Annotated in this window: 20 protein-coding genes and 1 tRNA gene; 8 read left to right on the top strand and 13 right to left on the bottom strand. The window is 51.6% G+C overall.

The features are described 5' to 3' along the window. Positions 1-74 precede the first annotated feature (74 nt). Positions 75-539 (top strand): response regulator, encoded by a 465-nt coding sequence (locus ABI361_00665; protein ID MEO9319163.1) that lies wholly within the window; start codon positions 75-77, stop codon positions 537-539. Positions 540-906: 367 nt separating this feature from the next. Here ABI361_00665 and ABI361_00660 read toward each other — a convergent pair. Beyond that, positions 907-980: transfer RNA gene (locus tag ABI361_00660), tRNA-Ala, on the bottom strand. Positions 981-1,077: 97 nt separating this feature from the next. On the opposite strand from ABI361_00660, the gene ABI361_00655 reads away from it, so the two are divergent. After that, positions 1,078-1,497 (top strand): NUDIX domain-containing protein, encoded by a 420-nt coding sequence (locus tag ABI361_00655; protein ID MEO9319162.1) that lies wholly within the window; start codon positions 1,078-1,080, stop codon positions 1,495-1,497. Between the two features lie 124 nt (positions 1,498-1,621). Beyond that, positions 1,622-3,154, top strand: a complete 1,533-nt coding sequence (locus tag ABI361_00650; protein ID MEO9319161.1) for a radical SAM protein — start codon at positions 1,622-1,624, stop codon at positions 3,152-3,154. On the opposite strand, the gene ABI361_00645 is transcribed toward ABI361_00650, so the two are convergent. The 4 genes from ABI361_00645 to ABI361_00630 form a co-directional block, all read right to left on the bottom strand. Then, positions 3,155-3,490, bottom strand: coding sequence for a hypothetical protein (locus ABI361_00645; protein MEO9319160.1), 336 nt, complete (start codon positions 3,488-3,490; stop codon positions 3,155-3,157). A 74-nt stretch (positions 3,491-3,564) separates the two neighbouring features. Beyond that, positions 3,565-4,407, bottom strand: coding sequence for a ferredoxin--NADP reductase (locus tag ABI361_00640; protein ID MEO9319159.1), 843 nt, complete (start codon positions 4,405-4,407; stop codon positions 3,565-3,567). A 187-nt stretch (positions 4,408-4,594) separates the two neighbouring features. Beyond that, a complete protein-coding gene (locus ABI361_00635; GenBank protein MEO9319158.1) occupies positions 4,595-4,843 on the bottom strand; it encodes a hypothetical protein in 249 nt (82 codons plus the stop codon). A 160-nt stretch (positions 4,844-5,003) separates the two neighbouring features. Further along, positions 5,004-5,219, bottom strand: a complete 216-nt coding sequence (locus ABI361_00630; protein ID MEO9319157.1) for a hypothetical protein — start codon at positions 5,217-5,219, stop codon at positions 5,004-5,006. A gap of 127 nt (positions 5,220-5,346) precedes the next feature. Between ABI361_00630 and ABI361_00625 the strand changes: the two genes are divergently transcribed. Then, on the top strand, positions 5,347-5,658 hold the full coding sequence (locus ABI361_00625; protein MEO9319156.1) for a hypothetical protein: 312 nt from the start codon (positions 5,347-5,349) through the stop codon (positions 5,656-5,658). Here the strand turns inward: ABI361_00625 and ABI361_00620 are convergent. The 8 genes from ABI361_00620 to ABI361_00585 all read right to left on the bottom strand — a co-directional run bounded on the left by ABI361_00620 (position 5,645) and on the right by ABI361_00585 (position 14,779). Beyond that, complete coding sequence (locus tag ABI361_00620; GenBank protein ID MEO9319155.1) at positions 5,645-6,151, bottom strand: hypothetical protein; 507 nt, start codon at positions 6,149-6,151, stop codon at positions 5,645-5,647. The genes ABI361_00625 and ABI361_00620 overlap by 14 nt on opposite strands. A 38-nt stretch (positions 6,152-6,189) precedes the next feature. Continuing rightward, entirely contained in the window at positions 6,190-7,059 is an 870-nt protein-coding gene (locus tag ABI361_00615; protein ID MEO9319154.1) for a fumarylacetoacetate hydrolase family protein, read from the bottom strand. Positions 7,060-7,091: 32 nt separating this feature from the next. Beyond that, positions 7,092-8,834: a glutamate--tRNA ligase gene (locus tag ABI361_00610; protein ID MEO9319153.1), complete on the bottom strand. Its 1,743-nt coding sequence runs from the start codon at positions 8,832-8,834 to the stop codon at positions 7,092-7,094. Positions 8,835-8,839: 5 nt separating this feature from the next. Beyond that, positions 8,840-9,847, bottom strand: a complete 1,008-nt coding sequence (locus ABI361_00605) for a polyprenyl synthetase family protein (GenBank protein ID MEO9319152.1) — start codon at positions 9,845-9,847, stop codon at positions 8,840-8,842. Next, positions 9,844-10,899 carry a type 2 isopentenyl-diphosphate Delta-isomerase gene (gene fni, locus ABI361_00600; protein ID MEO9319151.1) on the bottom strand — a complete coding sequence of 352 codons (1,056 nt, stop codon included), beginning with the start codon at positions 10,897-10,899 and terminating at the stop codon, positions 9,844-9,846. The genes ABI361_00605 and fni overlap by 4 nt, the downstream gene beginning before the upstream one ends. A gap of 48 nt (positions 10,900-10,947) precedes the next feature. Continuing rightward, positions 10,948-11,739, bottom strand: a complete 792-nt coding sequence (locus ABI361_00595) for an isopentenyl phosphate kinase (protein MEO9319150.1) — start codon at positions 11,737-11,739, stop codon at positions 10,948-10,950. A gap of 108 nt (positions 11,740-11,847) precedes the next feature. Beyond that, positions 11,848-14,382, bottom strand: a complete 2,535-nt coding sequence (locus ABI361_00590) for a hypothetical protein (protein ID MEO9319149.1) — start codon at positions 14,380-14,382, stop codon at positions 11,848-11,850. Between the two features lie 82 nt (positions 14,383-14,464). Next, the gene (locus ABI361_00585; GenBank protein MEO9319148.1) at positions 14,465-14,779 is read right to left on the bottom strand and encodes a hypothetical protein; all 315 of its coding nucleotides are present in this window, start codon (positions 14,777-14,779) and stop codon (positions 14,465-14,467) included. Between the two features lie 96 nt (positions 14,780-14,875). Here ABI361_00585 and ABI361_00580 point away from each other — a divergent pair, with 96 nt between their 5' ends. The 4 genes from ABI361_00580 (at position 14,876) to ABI361_00565 (ending at position 18,806) form a co-directional block, all read left to right on the top strand. After that, positions 14,876-16,003, top strand: a complete 1,128-nt coding sequence (locus ABI361_00580; protein ID MEO9319147.1) for a tetratricopeptide repeat protein — start codon at positions 14,876-14,878, stop codon at positions 16,001-16,003. Positions 16,004-16,097: 94 nt separating this feature from the next. Continuing rightward, on the top strand, positions 16,098-17,114 hold the full coding sequence (locus ABI361_00575; GenBank protein MEO9319146.1) for a hypothetical protein: 1,017 nt from the start codon (positions 16,098-16,100) through the stop codon (positions 17,112-17,114). A gap of 49 nt (positions 17,115-17,163) precedes the next feature. Beyond that, positions 17,164-17,976, top strand: a complete 813-nt coding sequence (locus ABI361_00570) for a sulfide-dependent adenosine diphosphate thiazole synthase (GenBank protein MEO9319145.1) — start codon at positions 17,164-17,166, stop codon at positions 17,974-17,976. A 71-nt stretch (positions 17,977-18,047) separates the two neighbouring features. After that, positions 18,048-18,806 (top strand): DUF6775 family putative metallopeptidase, encoded by a 759-nt coding sequence (locus ABI361_00565; protein ID MEO9319144.1) that lies wholly within the window; start codon positions 18,048-18,050, stop codon positions 18,804-18,806. Positions 18,807-18,889: the final 83 nt, after the last annotated feature.

The raw sequence follows: 18,889 nt of genomic DNA, 5'->3' as shown, positions 1-18,889 counted from the left end.
CGGTTTGAATTCGAATGGTTCAAGCCACCACAAACCTAATTACCGACGAACGCACGGGCTAAACGTTACCCAATATGGCGTATGTTAACCCAGTCGTTCCCAATAACTGCAAAAAGGTAATGGTGGTAGATAATGACAGGGATACGGTGTATTCATTGAAACTTGCTCTCCAGCTGCGAGGGCTTGTAGTTGATGCATTTGATTCGCCGCGCGAATCGCTGTCGGCATTTGAACCGGGTGTATATCGGGTCGCGTTGGTTGATTTGAGGATGAGAGAAATGTCGGGATTTGAACTGGCTCGTGAACTATGGGGTAGAAACCCGGAAATGCAGGTTTGCTTTCTGACGGGTTTTCAGATTAATTCAAATGAAGTAAAGAAGGTCTTGCCCAGCCTGAAGGATCGTTGCTTTTTGAAGAAGCCAATGGATATCGGCCGACTTGCAACTCACATCCAATCACACTTGACAGATGGGACGAGTCCTTCCGGCACCTCAGGACTCCATATGGATGGAGGGAAGATGATCCCATGTACTGAATAGCGTCCGACGCGGATTCCCAACTGAGGGATTCGATCTAGCAGCGGGATTGGAAGGGCTTTTGAAAATGGCTTTGGCAGACGCAGAGACCAACTATCGGTAAACAAACAAGCAATTTGTGCGCGAAATTGGACTCAATTATGATAGCCTATTTTTTCTGAAAAAGGCCGCAGTAGACACAGGTCAAGCTGACTGAACTGGTTATTTGATGACAAAGTCCTGGATCGCTGCAATCTCGAGAGTCTGGCATTAGCCGAGCGTGTAAGGGCGCGTGGCCCTGTAATAGCCAGAAATAATGCAGTCGAGCGTTCAAGGGGATGTGGGCAGCGGCTGCCTTACCAGCCAAGGCTAAGTTACGAAACGACAAGAGTGGACCGGGTGGGATTTGAACCCACGACCTCAGCAATGCCAATGCCGTATCCTACCGGACTAGACGACCGGCCCAAGGCTGCTTTGTGAACTTGCCTGTCGATATTAATAGGTTTAAACGGCAAAAACAATATTATTCTGCGCTATTTCAGAAACCTTGAAAGATAGTAAAGTGGTCGCAGAACAGTCGATTGGTGCAGTAGTCAAGTTAGATTCCAGCCTTGATGAGCCTGCACATTTTCTTCTGCTGCGAAACAGGAGGGGCTTCTGGGGGTTCCCGCAAGGTCATAAAGAAAAGGGCGAAAGTGAGATTCAAACTCTCGTAAGAGAAGTGCAAGAGGAGACAGGAATCACGAATCTCGACATAAAATCCTACGTAGGCAAGATAAGATACTCGTACTTCAAGGGAGATGGCATGAAGTCAGAGAAGGAGGTTACCTTCTACTTTGCCACTACACCGACGAAGGACGTTGTAATATCCAAAGAGCACGAGGAATATCGCTGGGTAACCTTGTCAGATGCCCTCAACATGCTCGATCACGCCAAGCTAAAACTAATCCTAACAAAGGGACACAGAAGAGGTCTTTACTAAAAACACGAATCATCGTGAAAATTTTAGGGAATGGTTTTATACCCTACCAAACAGGAATTAGTGCTAGCACATCATGGTAGAATCTGGCGGCAAGCGGATCGTCCTGACAGCTGACCGAAGCCTGATGACAAATTACAGGGGCAATTTTCTATACGGGTTTATAGCATGTGGCCCCTATGAATTGGTGCCCGAGTTTGTTTTTGACAAACTTTTCTGCCCAAGCGTTGAGACTGATGCGAGCACCGGCGAGGTCAAAGTTGCGCAGTGTGGGCTCCGTCGTGTCGAGTCCGCTCTTCTGAAGGAGTACCAGCGCGACGAGGTATTCCTGGCCCACCCGGAAATGCTAGCCAAGTGCATCGGCCCGGAAACCAAAGTGGTGGGCATCAATGTCATGGATCCACTAGGTATGGCGCCCGTTACCACCACGATGTCACCGGAAAAACTTTCGTACGTTGCAATGAAATTCAAAAAAATGTGCGCTTCAATCATCCAACTCAAGAAGAAATACGGCTTCAAGGTAGTCGTGGGAGGCAATGGCTCGTGGGAGCTGGCCAAACCCGACAGGATGAAAATTCACGGTATCGACACAGTCGTAATAGGTGAGGCAGATGAATTGGCGCTGGATCTGTTCAGAGACCTGGAGGAAGGCGGGGCGCCCGAGCTGCTTCACACTTTTGTCCGCAACATTGACAACATCCCCCTCATGAAAGGTCCTACCGTTAACTCCCTTATTGAGGCGATGAGAGGATGTGGCAGAGGCTGCGACTTTTGCGACGTCAACAAGCGCTCAAAGAAGGACTTTCCACTCGAGCGGCTCCAGAAGGAGGCCCAGATGAACCTAGACTATGGATTTGATTCCATTTGGCTTCAGTCAGACGAGATGCTGCTGTACGGATGTGATAACAAGGACTTTGTTCCAAACGCTGATGCAATACTTAATCTCTGGAGCGGGCTCAAGTCCACGGGTGCACGGTTCGTTGGAACCACACATATGACGCTCTCAGCAGTGGCGTCTTCACCGGATTTGATTCGAAAGATGTCTGAAATCAACGGCATGAACGTCGCCGGTGGAAGGTGGCTCGCCACTAACTTGGGCGTCGAGACGGTCGCTCCCAGAATGGTCAAGAAACATCTCGGAGTAAAGACAAAGCCTTTCCAGCCTGAAGAGTGGGGCTCCGTTGTCAGAGAAGGTTGCAAGATACTGAATCAGAACAATTGGTTCCCCGCATTGACGCTTATCATCGGATGGCCAGATGAGACTCCCGACGAGACGCAGTACACCATTGACCTTATTGAAGACTTTAGACAGACCGGCATGAGGGGGCTTGTGGCGCCGCTCCTATACCAAGACTTTTCGGAAAAGAATTCAATGCACTTTGGCAATCTTAACGAGGCCCAATTCACTCTGTTCTGGAGATGCTGGGAGCACAACCTGCGGGTGATTAACGACATTATACCCATAATTATCAGGAACAAGACGTACGGGCCTGCCATGAAGATCTTTATGGCAGCGCTGATCAAGGCAGGCACCTGGGCGATAATGAAGTACCTGCGGGGCTTGTCAAAGGAGCTCTTCCACGGACAGGTTCCGGAGGATATCGTTGCAAGATACTCGGGCAAGCGTTCAGTGACGGCAAGCTTGCCGCCGAAACTCTAGCTAGGCCTGTTGCTTGAGCGCGGCAATGGCGGTATCGGCCAATGTGGCCACTTTTGGCGTGAGCACGATAAAGTAGTTCCTATCCGCGCGCTCTACAGCAGAAACTGGGCGGAACTTTTTGGTAGAAACGTCGAATTCGACAAGGCCGGGCTGAAGGTTGCCCGGTGTGTATATCATCATGAGAATGTCACCTGAAAGCGGGGTGAGCGGTACGATGGAAAAAATGTATCCTTTGTAGGAACTGACAGGCATTACCTGTTTCATGTATGGCGCGACCGAAACAAGGTAAAGGAAAACGTCCTCGACACTCGCAAATTCTTCAAATTCAAACTTCATTAATGAGAACAATAGTCAGACGTGATATAAGGATTTAAGAAATGAAAAGGGTCGGCCGACTGATTTGTCGCCGACTAGCCGTAGGATTCAAACTTGACGTCAAAGCTTCCGTCCTTTCTCTTGTTTCTCTCTGTCACGAAGCCTTTCGGTACAAGGTGCTCAAGAACGCCGTCAACAGTCCCCTGCCAGCCACAGATATAGAACGAAGAGTTTTCTGGTGTTACCTTTTCGCCAACAAGTTCCTCAAGCGGCGACATATCCTTTCCTGCTGCAGGTCGGAGGAACGACTCTACGCGCCCAGTTTGACCACTCCATGACCTATTGAACCATTCCTGGGGCCTGCTGATGCTCGCGCGATACCTAAAGTTCCAGGCATCCTTGCCCTTGTCGAGGCTTTCTTCTTCCAGGCCTTTTAGCAGATCCTTGTATCCAATTTCGTCGACATAGCTGGCTCCATGAAGGACCACAATTTCGCGCTTTGAATTCTGGGCCTTTAGATGCAAGGTGTAAGAGATAAAGGGTGCAAGCCCGGTTCCACCTCCGATGAGGACCAGCCTGCGGTTGTCCGGACGCCCGTCGGGCATCTTTTCATTTATTGTAAATATTCCTGTCGGCTTTACCCAAATAATTTCATCGCCTTCTTTCTTGTTGAAAAGCTCGGTGGTAAGCCGACCCGGGAGAGGCTTGCGAACCCATCGGATGTAGAGTTCAAATCGCTTCTTCTGCTCCGGAGGCGAGGCTATCGAGTACGCCCTTCGGATAATCTTCTTTTCGCTAGGAACAAACGCGCCCAGCGTTACGAACTGACCCGCCTTGAAGTCAGGGATTTGACCTGAATCAGGCGTCACGTGAAAAACCGCGAGATCTTCCTTGATTATCTGAATGTACGTAATCTTGCCTTTGTTATCGACGACCATGTACGAAATTGAGAATCAGATCGTGGTAAATAAAAGGATTGCTTGCTTGCTCTTCAAGTAGTGGGATAAATCCGCCCTGTTCATGAAATAAATGAAAAGAAGTGCGCATTTCCAGTAATGCGCACGGCGCGTCACTTTCCAAGGCTAACGTCAGCTTGGCAGAAAAAAAGAAAGGAGAGGGTCTTCTCTAGCATAGGGCAGGTCCGCCAAGCTTGTTGACGCAGTGCTCGTTGTCGAGAGCTCTGAGACCCTTGATCGCAGGATGAGATGTCTGCCCTCCGTCCACAGGTGGAGACTTGCCGCCAGGGGCTGAACCTAGGCCTCCATTCGCAATCGCAACCGCCAGGAACAGCAGTGCCGCCACTGCAACCGTCGAGATGACTAGCTTCGACTTTCGACCTATGTTCGTTTTTTGCTTTCCGACATTTTGAGACATTTCAGGTGTCCTTGGGGTTTGCCGTAGCCTAAAGCTGCGTTTCAGAACGGGAACGCGAGCGTGTTCGAAGGAACAGAACGAGTGGATGTTCGTCAAATGTGCATCCAATCCCGTTAAACAGCCTCCACGTCAGAGCAAATCGCGCTGACAGAATAGTGCTCTAGGTCTTTGACTTCTTTGACCGACCGTAAATGACCATCAGGAAAAGAAAACCAAAGCCGATAAACTCGGGTATTATGAACAGGTAGAACCTGCGTTCGGGCGGGGCGTAATAATCCCAGAGGCTTGCTATAGGCCCGCCGACCAGCCCGCCAAACAAGCCAGCGATTATGATCGCAGTAATCACCCTTTCGCGCCTGTCGCCATCCAGCACCAATATGGATTAATTCTACAGTTTCCGATATTTCTCCGCCGCGCCAGGTCACGGGTCTTGGGTCTTTCGCTTGCCATTCCCGTGCCCGATGGGCAGGTTTTAATCCCGTTTTGATCAGTGAAGTATTCAGATGGTGCAGTGGCCTAGAGGAAGGAAAGGCACTTCTGAGGTCGACCAGCTGACGCAGACCATAAACGAACAGAGCAACGAGCAGCGAAAGATTCTTGACGAGTTTGGAAAGGCAATGAACAGCTTTGCAACAGAGCGCTCCCTAGAGACCTGCCTCGATGCCCTGAACCTGTCCATGCAGCTTGCAAATATCCGCGCAAAGCTGGCAGAGTCGTATGAATACTATGCTAGGTCTCTTGAGCAAGAGGTCGTGGCGCTCAGAAAAAAGCTCGACGCCAAAGAAGGAGCGCCGGCCGGCCCTAATCCTCGATAGCCACGGGAGACGTGAGTTTGCTGAACGCGTCGAACTTGGCGTGCCCGGAACGCCCGTTCAGGAATAGCAAAAGCAGACCTTCGTCCATAAGGCTTTCAAATTCCACGTTCAGCTCCGGGTTTCGAGTAATTGCAGTATAAGAAAGAGAGTCCGTCACAAGCGCCAGTTCGGCGCTATAGTTGTCCACTACTGAATAAAGCGCAGATTCGATTGAGGACTGGAGCGATACTTCATACTTGTCAATACGGGGCCGGATAAAAGTGGCAAGGATTTCAGTCTCGCCGCCTGATAGATTTCGAATGCCGGTGACCGGCGAAACAAACCTGCTGTGCTCAGTCTCAAATTGCCTTTCAAGTTCCAGCTTCTCAAATCCATCCTCGACCAAGAACTGCTCACAGGCCTTTAAAAGCTCAGCATCAGTAAGCCACAAGGATCTCCCTTCGTTCATGCGCGCAAAGAATGTTCGCGCGGCCATCAGCTTTGGACCGGCCATTGAGCTGTCAGTACAATTATCCGCGGATTGCTTTATTCTTACCGAAACACTATCCTGTTCCGGATAGTCCCAAGGCGCTCAATCGTTATCTCGACCACGTCGCCGTCCTTCAGGTACCTCGGTTCCTTCATGGACATGGCAACCCCTGCAGGCGTGCCCGTGGAGATAATGTCGCCTGGCTCCAGCGTCATCGTGACGCTCAGCGCAGAAATAATTCGCCTTATGGGTATGACCATGTTCGAGCTAGAAGAGTTTTGCCTTGTCTCCCCGTTAACCTTTGTTGTAATCATTATGTTCTGTGGATCGGGCACTTCCTCTCTGGTCGTAATCCATGGCCCGCATGGAGCAAACGAGTCGATTCCCTTCCCGCGGGTAAACTGCTTGTCCTTGAACTGGATGTCGCGTGCCGAGACGTCGTGAAACACCATATATCCAAAGACGGAAGAAAGTGCATCCTCCTCGGAGATCTTTTTTGTGTGCTTGCCTATTATAACGCCTATCTCCGCTTCATAGTCCAGACGGGTAACAAATGACGGACAGATGACATCGCTGTACGGCTCATTCAGCGCTGTCCTTGGCTTCATGAATATCACCGGCTCATCAGAAGGCGTAAGACCTGCATCGCGTGCGTGATCGTAATAATTGAAGGCAAGGCAGATTATCTTTGGAGGGTTTGGTATGGGTGCAAGCAGCTCGACATCCTGAATCTTATGAACATACTTTAGCCGGTGTTCGTTTTTCTTGACCTCTTCGAGCCATGCCCCGAACATGAATTCCTTGACGCTCAGAGGAATGGGTATGCTTGTCTGGGTCTGGATCTCGGAACGTGTAACTAGGTGTTTTTCATCTGGCGATATCAGCGCATAAGTCCCGTTAACATCTTTGCTCTTGATCCTTGCTATTTTCAATGTTGTCTTTACCCGACCGCCATCTGGCCATTCTATTTGTGAGTCAGGATTGCCCTGTTTCTGCTGTCGATTCTGCAGAAACCAAACCTTACAAACTGCAGGATCGATCCGACTCCAAGGCTTGCAACATAAGACTCGGCGAATCCGGATGCAACCTGTAGGCTGTTTGGGTTGTACTCCTCACCCGCATACAGAGGCTTAGGCATAAGAACTTCAAAATCAAGTATATCATTCTTTGCTACCCACTGTATTTTTGGCATGGCCTGCGTGATTTCCTGAGAGGTGGCAGCGGTGGCCTTGACAGCCCCACTACCCCCTTCGATTTCAGTGACTTTTATGTTGCAGAGTTCGATTAGACGTACGTCGTCGGACACCCGAAGTCGGCTTGCGTCGGACTTTTGAATGAAAACCGTGTTAGAACTGATGTTCAATTCACGCGTCCCGAGTGAGGCGTCCGTCGGATGATTTTTCAGCGTTATCTTTCGCGGTTCAAGACCCTCTATTTCAACGGGAATCGGGTCTTCGACGAAAAAGAGCCGCGGAGCGACGGGGTCAATTAACTTTCGGTTGTATGCCTCGAGTGCCTCGAAGGGCGGTTTTGTCTCGGCAAGCGTTATCCCAAGCGACAGAACGAACTTGCGGATGGCCTCGGGCCTGAACCCGCGTCTGCGGAATGCGGCAAGCGTAGGAAGGCGAGGATCGTCCCACCCTGAGACCGAGCCATTTTCGATGAGTGGTTTTAACTTGCGCTTTGAAACAGGCACTCCCTCAAATTCCAGCCTCGAAAATTCGATCATTTGCGGTTTTCGCAGCGATAGCCTATCTAGAATCGCAAAGTACAGTTCGTTCCTTAGCTCATACTCTTTGGTGCGCATTGCATGGGTAACCCCGTCCAGACTGTCCTCAATCGGCGCGGCGAAATCATAGGTAGGCCAGACCCGAATCTTGTCGCCGAGCAGGGGATGGTTTCCCTCTATGATCCTAAACAGTGTCGGGTCTCGCATCGCAGTATTATCGTCTGCCATATTGCCTTTGAACCGGATTATGGCATCGTTTTGCTGATATCGACCGCCAAACATCATGTCAAGCCTCTCAAGGTTTGCCGACTCGTCATCGCGGCAGGGACAGGCAAGCCCCTTGGCTCGAAGCGCGTGAATAGTCTCGACGTCGCACGTGCATACGTATGCCCCGCCGGCCTCGACCATTTTTTTTCCAAGATTCTGAAGTATCTGGATGTCGTCCGAGGTGTTCTTGACGGCGTCTGGTTTTACTCCAAGCCAATCAAGCCCCTCTCGGATGGCGTCGTAATACTCCAACTTTTCCTTGGCAGGGTTGGTATCGTCAAAGCGCAGGACAAGTCGCCCCTCGTACATCCGTGCATATTCTTCGTCAATGATGGCAGCCTTAGCATGACCGATGTGAGGGTACCCGTTGGGCTCTGGCGGGAACCTGGTAACAACCTGTCCTCTTACCGCGCCGTTTAGCGGAGAAAGGGAACGCGGTTCTGTGCTCTTTTGTGTTGGCTGCGAGGCATTTGTTGCCGCAGGTGTCAACTGTTCTAGCTCGGTCTTTTGCGCGCCGGGAGACATCGAGTTGACCTTCTCAACGACGGCCCTAATTTCCGGAATAATCGATTTTATCGTCGAGCGCAAATCAGGTCGGGCACCAATGACCTTCGCCATTACGGCTTCGAACTGTGCTTTGCCAGAGTGCTCGACGGCGTTTTTCAGGGCAGTTGCTAGAAGAAGGCGGCCGAGCTCGCCATCTGAAGACATACGACTTAAAGGCTCCTGCCAACAACAAATTCGGCAGAAAGTTCCAGCGAGTCCCTCGCATCGGAGCGTGCATAACTGCCAAGGCACTTTAGCGCCAGCGCCATGTGCTTCTTGGCTTCTTCCCTGACCTTTTTCTCGATCCCGAGGTCTGAAACGACCCGCACGGCGTCGTTAATTTCGATGGGCGATGCACTATGCGAACCTAGCACCTTCAGGATCTTGTCTTTGTCGTCGCCCTTTGCCTTTTGCAGCGAAAGCACTATTGGAAACGTTTTCTTGCCCTCCCGTATGTCGTTGCCGGCGGCCTTGCCTGTCAGTTTGGAGTCGCCCACTACTCCAATTAGATCATCGACCAGCTGGAAGGCAATTCCAATGTGCCTTCCAAATGCAGAGAGATTTTGCACGTCCTGATCAAGGTTCGATGTCGAGGACAATGCACCCAGACTGCAGGCGACGTCAAAGAGCGCCGCCGTCTTTTTGCCTATCATGCTAATGTATTCGGCTTCGGTTGGAAACTTGGCTTGCGATGCCAGACCTACGTCGGTCGCCTGGCCTTCGCAAACCTCGGTGCAACCCACCGCCAGCCTCGAGGTCATCTCGCCAATCCGGTCGGCGGCGACGCCATTTTTCCTGCCGTGAATGACAAGTATCTCAAAGGCCTTTGAAAACAGGATATCGCCCGCAAGTATGGCAAGCGGAAGTCCGTAGAACTTGTGAACGGTCGGAGAATTATGACGCACGTCATCGTTATCCATTATGTCGTCGTGGACCAAAGTGAAATTGTGAACCAGCTCAATTGCAGCTGCGGCGGGAAGTGCTCGACTCAGTGAACCACCCAGAAGTTCGCAGCTTTTGATAACCATAAACGGGCGCAGCCGCTTTCCGCCGCTCTTTATGTTGTGAGCAGACGCCTGGTAGAGCTCCTTGGGCTTGCCGGCCAGTTGTGACAACAGAAAATCGCTAACGGTAGAAGCACTCGCCTCCATTTCGCCCTTTATTCCGCTGGTTCTCATGGACGGACGCTGATCTCCTCTGCTAGAGCACCTGTCAATATATACCTTGAGCGCTGAAGTTCAGTAACATTTCTGGCCCCCACGAGAAACATTATGCCGCGCAGCTCGTCCAGAACTTCTTGCGCAAACGATTCGAGGCTTGCACCCGATTGAGAAGCCCTCAAGAGGAATGGGTGAGCCATTCCGCACATCGTGGCACCGAGCGCGACGCACTTGGCCACATCCAGACCGTTGCGCAGGCCGCCGGACGCAATCAGCGGAACCTTTACCGCTCTGCGAGCCTCAATGAGGCTCAGCGCAGTCGGGATGCCCCAGTCCCAGAGCAGACCTCCAAGACGTGACTTGCGCTCATTGTTTACTGCATCTGCTCGGACCTTCTCAACGCCCGCCCACGAGGTGCCGCCAGCGCCGGCTACATTTATCGCCGAGACGCCGGCCATCTCCAGCTTTATAGCAACCTCGCGGGATATCCCGGCGCCCACTTCCTTGACAATAACGGGCACGCCAGCTTCTCGTACAAGCTCGGAAATCTTTCCAAGCACTCCCCTGTAGCGCGGTTCGCCCTCTGGCTGCACGAGCTCCTGCAGAGGGTTGAGGTGCACCACAAGGGCGTTTGCGCGAATCATTTTTACGATTTTCCGGGCTTCATCTATGCCCAGCCCTGCTGCAAGTTGGGCACCGCCGATGTTTGCGATTAGAAATGCGTCCGGGGCATTCTTACGGGCCACCGAGTAGGTCGAGGCTAGTTCCTCACTCTTTAGCCCCGCGCGCTGGCTGCCAAGCCCCATGGCAAGTCCGGCCTTTTGGGCCAACTCGCCCAGCCTCCCATTTATGACAGTGGCCTCGTCGGTACCCCCGGTCATAGAGTCTATTACAAGCGGGGCAGAAAACCGGTGACCAAGAAACGTCACAGATGTTTCTACATCCTGGAGGTCTATTTCCGGCAAGGCATTGTGGACCAGCCTGACGCATTCAAGATAAGTGGAAATCGCCTTTGACTGGACATCCTTGTGCAGGGGGATCTCGATTCCGTCCCTTTTTCGCTCCTTGATAATCCGTATGTCGTCCGAAATGTTCGAGGTATCGGGGGGCAGAACTTCTCACCTGCTCCCTCGCCTGACGATAGTGCCAACTACCTTCTTTCCTTCGATGGCATCGACAATTCTCTGGGGCTCAAGCCCGTTGATGATGTGAACGTCAATTCCAAGTGATGCGATTTCCTGCGACTCGGTTACCTTGCGCTGCATGCCCCCCGTGACATCGGCACCAGAAAGGTTTGAGAAGTTTATTGCGCGGTCCGAGGATTTGCTGCCCGTGATTATCTCCTCCACGAGTTTGCCGGATTTCAGATCCTCGTAAATTCCGTCAACATTTGTCACGAATATCACTTTTTCCGGCCTGAGTGCCTTTGCAAGAATCGTCATGATGGAATCGCCGGACAAGATGCTATAGTTCTTCGCATCGGTGTAGACTGCATCGCCAAAAGTCACGGGCACGACGCTGGCAGTCATTGCCGCCAGCTCCTTGATGCGGTCTGCAATTGGCACCCTTGCACGAGTAAAGACGGATGGCGGGACCGAGTACGCAGGGATTCCTTTCTGGAGCATGTTGTTTATGATTATCTCGTTTAGCCTGACCATCGAGTCGTGTACTATTCCGACTCCGAGTGGATCGTAGGCAGATGGTTTTGTATGCATATCGTATCTAACCGACCAGTAGTGTCCAAAAGAGCCCCCGCCGTGAACGACGATAAGGGGACGCCGATGAGCCCCGCTAGTAATTTGGCTAAGCGCCAAGCAGATCTTGGCTATCGAATGTTCGTTAGCGGCTACCGCTCGCTCTTTGAAGGTTACAATAGAGCCACCGAGCTTTATCAGAGCAAGACCGCGCATGACAGGCCGCAGCTTAGACTCTTTTTGAATATGATTTAAAGTTTCTTTAACACAAAATCAAAGAAAAGGAAGGTGGGCGCAGTCGCACGCCCAGTTATGCGTCAGTTCTTACTTTAGTCCTAGGTCTACCGCCCCGTAAAGAGTGTCTAACCTGTTTGCAGCAGAGTCAGGTGATTTGCCCTGGAAGATTATCTGCACGTTAGTCGGAGTCAGGTCATCTCCTCCGGACACTGTAACTAGCACTTTCTCGCTGCTTGCATACTTGGTTCCATCGACCAGGAGGTCTGCCGTTCCGGCGATTGCGTAGGCGTTAGGGCCGATCGCTCCGGCTGCAGATGGCTTCAAGTCAACTATCTGGAGCGTGTGGTGGTCTCTGCTACTTTGGGAGTCGATTGAGACATTAGGGTTGGCATCGTCGTTAGCGGAGACCATGTATGCCGACAGTGATGCTTGGGCAGGGTTGTCACTGGACACCTTGAGGTGGAAAGTTCCAGAGATCACCTGCGGGCCGGAAGGCTGGGTCGTATTCGCCGTGATAGTGTAGATGGTTCCGGAGAGGTCCAGTGGTGCCTGTATTGAAGGCTGTTCCTGAATGGTGGTCTGACTTACCTGGTACACCGTCGTCACTGCTATGTCGTGGGACTGGCCATCGTCGGGCACAGTTACCAGTCCTGCTCCACCGTACGGAGTCTGGACCCAGGCACCGGGAGATGCGCTTGCAAACACGGCCGATCCAAAGTTCGCAAAGAACACAGGGTATGTTCCAGGAAGCAGTCCGGTTACTTTCATCGTGGTGTAGCCCTGTTGCACAATCTGGCTGGCATCTGAGCTATAGACTGTTACGAACATGCCCGGCATTGGATTTCCGGAGGTGTCCTGGGCTGCGAGCGTCATGCTGCTCTTTACTGGTGATGGCGCAGGAGGTGGGGCAGGCTTGTTAGCGTACATTGCAGTTATGGTCATGTCCTTGAAACCGGACACCGCGATTATTCCGGCACCGCCATTGTTTGTCGCAGTCCATTTTCCAGGGGCCGCCGAGACAAACGAATAGCTTCCAAAGTCAGAATAGAACACAGAGTAGGTTCCCTTTGGAAGGTCGTTGATCTCTAGTGGTGTCTTGCCTTTCTTGACAATGTGTCCGTTGCTTGAGTCAAGAACCGTAACCGGTGCGCCGCTGAGAGCTTGGGTTCCGCTTGATGCAAGGACAGCATTGAACGTGATTAACGTGTGCTGGACGGTTCCAGATGGTGGTGCTTGCACGATTGTGACCTGCTTTGAGATATTGGTTTGCTGGGCCTTGACGACAACGTTTGCGCTGCCAGAATTAACCGTTGTCGGAACCACGATGACTGTGTCAAAAGAACCCTGGACGTTGGTGATGATGTTCGTTATCTGGACATTGTTGATAAACACCTGCACAGGGACCTGGGGCCTGAACCCGGAGCCAGATACTGCAACAGGTGAGCCTGGTTGAAGCTCGTTCTCAGATACCTGGACGTTTGCACTTGCGGAACTGTTCGAGCTTGAAGAGGCGCTGCTTGAGGAGTTGGCTGCGGATGACGAATTGCCTGCGGCGTTTGAGGTTGCGGCAGGAGGTGTAGATTGGGTAGTCGGGGGCGCGCTATTGTTTTGCACAGGAGGCGAGACCGGACTTGTGGTGTTTGTGCTAGTTGTCGTGGCATTAGAAGAATTAGAACTCGAGGAGGCCGTCTGGTTTGCACTAGAAGTCTGGTTAGCTGGTGGCGTCACAGCTGGAGGTGGAGTAGCGGTTGTTGCTGACCGGACATTTACGATCGCAAATCCGTTTGCATCCCCTGTACCTTGGGCCAGGACCGCGAACTCGCCCGCGGCTGCAGCCGGAATTCGCACCTGGCCGCTAAATCCACCGAGGCTGTTTGATTTGACGACCTTGCTAAAGAGCGCGATTCCCGCTTGTGGCGAAGTTACGTTGCTAAAGGTAGAATTCTGCCCAACTGGTCCCGAGGTGCTCGCAATTGTGACTGAACAGCTTTGATCGATTTGGGTTCCGGATGGAACGTTGGCGACCGTGACACCGGAAGCACTGAGTGGTACTTGCACGACCGTCTGATTTTGACAGGATAGTGTGGCGTTACTTGAAGCACCAGGCTGGCTTTGGAGTACAAACAGGGTATGTTGCGAAGCTACTGGTAGCGTGGAATTGTCAGCGAACGTGCTGCCTGTGGTGCTGGAGGTGTTGCCACTCGATATACTGCCGGGTGTTGAACTGTTGTTTGTACCGGGTACTGCCCCTCCAAACAGATTCGAGAGTGCACTAAGCGCATTGCCCAAGATTCCTCCGCTCGATTTTGCCTGTAGGGACGTTGGCAAAACCCCTGGCGAAACCGCGGCGGCGGGGCTCCGAACAAGATACGCGCTCCCAGATTCAAAAGTCGTGTTTGACAGAACCTTTGCAAGGGAAACGCTCACGCTTGACTGCTGCTCAAATCCGCTGCCGGTGACGTGAATAGTCGCTCCAGGCGGTACCACCCTTGGCGATACCGTGAGGACCGGCCGCTGTACTTGTGCGGCAGATATGTGGGCTCCGGTAAAATAAAACGCGCCCAACATACCAGACGCAATGATTATGGCCGCAAGAAAACTTGCGAAAAGCCGCATCTTCATTGCAAAGGGCGCGCTAGTATTGGATAAAAAAGGAAACCAGTTCGGCTCTAGAAGATAACAGAGAGCAACAATTGCTTTTGGCTCACGCTATGTGGCTTGGTGGTTCTTTTCCCCCAGGAAGGGCTTCAGGGATTTGCCCCTGGATCTGAGACTTTGGAATAGTGAACTTTCTCTCGCTCGGAATTATGTACAGCTTTACCGAAGTATTCACTGCGTAGTGGGGAGAGCCGTCTGGATTGCGGTAATTAGTCGCCACGCCGACCCTTTCGATCCCTACTTTCACCTTAACCACCGTGCGATCCTCGAGCACAAAGGAGACCGTGTCGCTGCCGTCAACGGTGTAATCAAGAATTCTAAACTCTACGTTGTTTCCGTGCTGGTTTTCGGATCCGACCATGCCTGAAGATTGCTCTGGCGGTTAAAAAAGACTTGTAAATGGTGGCATTTTCGGGCAACATAATCTATTTATCTTCCGAAAGGTAATTTTTGAGCAATGGGCAGGTTGTTTGGAAGGGACGCCAAGAAGGCAGATCAACCTTCCGAAGATTCGCTCGAGTCGAATTATTCTGAAGCAGATTATCAAAAGCGTGACCTGTACAAGCAGGGTCTAAATTACATGTCGAGTGAGAAGATGCATGACGCAGTGCGCAGCTTCGAACTGGCGCTTAGACAGGATCCGAATTATGTTGACGCATGGATAAAGAAAGGCTATGCGCATTTTCACCTGGGTGAATATCCAGTCGCAGTCTCGGCATACGACAAGGCGATTGCAATAGACGTCAATAATGCTGAGGCTTGGAATCTCAAGGGACTTGCTTATTACAAGCTCAAGAACTACGAGAAGGCAATCGAGTGTTGCGATAAGGCCACTGATATTAATCCAAACGACGGCATGTCTTGGTACAACAAGGCATGTTATATGACACTCAATGGCAGGGTTGACGAAGGCCTAGATGCCCTGAAGCGTTCTATTGAAATTGACATTCAAAATGCGCGCAAGGCGGTGCGGGACCGCGACTTTGAGAGCGCTCGTGCGGAGGAGGGTTTCAGGAGAATCATAGAGGTCGTTGTACTGGAATCAATCAGGCAGGGCTACGATTACGTCGGCAAGATAGTATGGGTTACTGGGATGGACAAGGCAGAGATAGAAGACGCCTTGATGCGCCTTGCCATGAAGGGGTTGGTAAGAAAAATCCAGAAGAAGGGCTTTACGGGTAAGGACGAGTATTACGAGCTAACCAAAGAAATTGCCGAAAAGGTCGGGGTTTCGAAGCGGACCGGTCTGTTTAGCAGCAGACAGATTTCAGCGCCAATGCAGCAGCTTAAAGACATCAGCGAGGTCCTGGGACGGGCCAGAGAATCCGTAAGCAGAGGAGATTTGGCTTCAACCCTTGATTGCTTTGATGAGCTCGTTAATCCCGCCAAACACGGCAGTGCGATGGTAGAGCAGTTCTTTGACGAGCACCGCGACCTCCGGCTCTACAAGATCCGGTTAAATGACAGAGGCCAGGAATACCTCAATGCAAACAAGAGCGCGATTCTCGGTCTTATCGACAAGATTGACGGAAAAGTCCGCGGCGGCAACGCGGTAAGCAAGGTCCCGCCAAAGGACCAGCCTTAGCGCTTTTTCACGCACCTTTTGAATTGTTGAAGATTCAGCTCTTTCCATTGTCTTCTAAACGATTAAATCTATACTTCATTGATGCTGCACCTGCATGCGCGAAGCCCGACTGGCCGTCGTGGGAATCGGAAATGTTGGCAGCACCTTCATCCAGGGGCTGGCCTATTACTCTAACCCAAAAAACAAGATAGGTCTCTGGCACGAGAAGATCGGCGGATTCCGGCCATCCGATTTGAAGGTAGTGGCCGCATTTGACATCGACCCGGCCAAGGTCGGCAAACCGCTTTCACACAGGGCGTTATATCCTGACAGATCCTTTGAATTGAAAGACTCCAAGGTTGAAATAAGCCCCGGCTACGTTTTCGACACAGAGGCTCCACAAAAGCTTGAAGTGAAAACGGCTAGTGCGAAGGAAATGGGAAAGCTGATAGAGGACTCGGGAGCAGACGTTGTAGTCAGCCTCATTTCGTCTGGCATGGACAAGACCAGTTCAGAGTATGCAAGGATTTCTCTGAAAAGTGGCGCTTCATTTGTGAATGCTACGCCTGCATCCGTAGCCTCGAACCCGTCTCTTCGAAAACAGTTCCGGAAGGAAAAACTGGTTTTAGCCGGTGACGACCTGCTCAGCCAATTTGGCGGAACCGCCTTTCACAAGGCGATGATCGACTTTATGGTTGAAAGAGGAGTCCACGTGACAAAGAGCTACCAGCTCGACGTGGGTGGAAGTTTGGAGACAAAGCGTACCATGGACGAGCACATCAAAATGCAAAAGCGTGAAATGAAGACCGATTCTATAGGAATGGAGGCCCCGTACAAGTTCGAATCCGTCGCTGGCACAACCGAGTATACCGACTTTCTCGGCGATTCACGCAACAGTTACTACTGGATGTCTAGCGAGGGATTTCTCGGAAGCAGGATTATCATGGATCTCACTTTGCGGACAAGTGACGGCCCTAACGCAGGAAACGTAATTTTAGATGTTGTACGCGCCGCTGCAAGCAAGGGGAACGCAAAAGATTCTGAATGCATCAGCGCTTATGGTTTCAAGAGCCCGCCTGTCAAGTGCGGCATCAGGCGCGCTTATTCAAATTTCATCAAGACCTTCGGCTGAGCGTCGCTTAGACAATGTATTAATAGGTAGCCGCGGTGATTTGCCTACAATGACAAAGATATTCGCCGACGTTAGCGAGAAGGAGATCACGCGGACCATTGCAGACATGTTTCATGAGACAATGACAGAGTATACGGATTCAGACGTTATAATTATCGGCGCGGGTCCTGCCGGGCTGACTGCGGGAAGAGATCTTGCAAAGTCGGGAATAAAGACGCTCATAGTTGAACAGAATAATTACATTGGCGGCGGCTACTGGGTGGGAGGATACATGATGAATCCGGTTACCGTTCGAGCACCAGCCCACAAGATTTGGGATGAGCTTGGAGTGCCTTACAGAAAGATTTCTGAAGGGCTGTATGCCACATGGGGTCCGCACGCATGTTCTAAACTTATTGCGGCTGCATGCGACGCAGGAGTTCGATTCCTGCAACTGACAAAATTCGACGATCTTGTACTCAAGAACAAGAGGGTTTCCGGCGTTGTCGTCAACTGGATGCCGGTTTCGGCTCTGCCGAGAAACATTACTTGCGTAGACCCTGTGGCACTGGAAAGCAAGATTGTTATTGACGCTTCCGGGCACGATTCAGTCGCGGTCAAAAGACTGATGGACAGAGGCTACGTGAAGTGGAAGGGCATGGACCCGATGTGGGTGGAGGGAGGCGAGGACGCGGTGGTGAACAATACCGGCGAAGTCTACCCCGGGCTGATTGCTGCGGGAATGTCGGTGACGGAGACCCATGGCCTTCCCCGCATGGGACCCACGTTTGGCTCTATGCTCCTGTCGGGCAAGAGAGCAGCTGAAGTCGCACTTGGCAAACTGAAGGAAACGCCGAATCCGCCCAGGCTCAAGGCAAGATAGATATCCTGCCCAGCTTTTCACCCCTTCACTTTTTGTGCAACCCTGATTCGACCAGCTCCGCATGATCGGCATTGAATTTCAAATTCATCCACCTCTACGGGGCAGCAGAGAGTGCGGGTGTCGAAATCAATCAGGTAGCTTCCGAACTTGAACGGTATTTTCCATACTCACCAATAGACATTCGGCCGGCGGTATTGGGCTCGCACAGTCTGAGTCCGTACTTGCAGTCTTGTCTGGACCGCGCTGCAGTAATCGATACGAAAAAACCCTTCGAGAGCCAACCCCGAGAAAGAGCAGGGCAGCATGGCATCCAGATGTACGATGGATGGCAACTGCTCAGGACGCTGGGCAGCCTCCTCTCGGATTCCGAACCCTCGCCCGAACACCTGCACATAATTATTTCAGACATGCTCGTCCTCACATTCGATGAAGACGACTATAGGTACCACGCTCGAAGCGTTCTCTGCTCTATCCCGTCGCTTGTCTCCATTCCGGGCATCATTGATGGACCCGCCAGGCCAAGGGAATATTATTTTGACCTGCTGCGAGGCTCCTCGCAGCAGGACGCGGAAGGAAAAATCCGAGGCAGGTTTCTGTCTGTTGGTGACTCGAGGCTTGACGCAGTGGCTGCAGGCATGGCTCTTCAGGCCGTCTTTTACAGCCTATTGGATGGCGAGCCTTTCTGTTTAAATTCAAACTGCAGGCTGTTCAATGCTCACTGGCAGGAGGAGCTGATTCACGCTCAACTTATATCCAAATCCCTCTGCACGTATCACTCCGGCGTGCTCGCGACATACAATGCCATTGCGGCTTTGTTTGAAAAACAGTAAACATTATGTCTTGTTGCCTGATTTTTTTCATTATGCTATGTAGTAATCAGTAAAATGCGCGTGGCGGGCATGCAGGAATATTA

This window comes from Nitrososphaera sp., from assembly GCA_039938515.1.
Classification (GTDB): domain Archaea; phylum Thermoproteota; class Nitrososphaeria; order Nitrososphaerales; family Nitrososphaeraceae; genus Nitrososphaera.
This window is presented reverse-complemented; position numbering and strand designations above follow the sequence as displayed.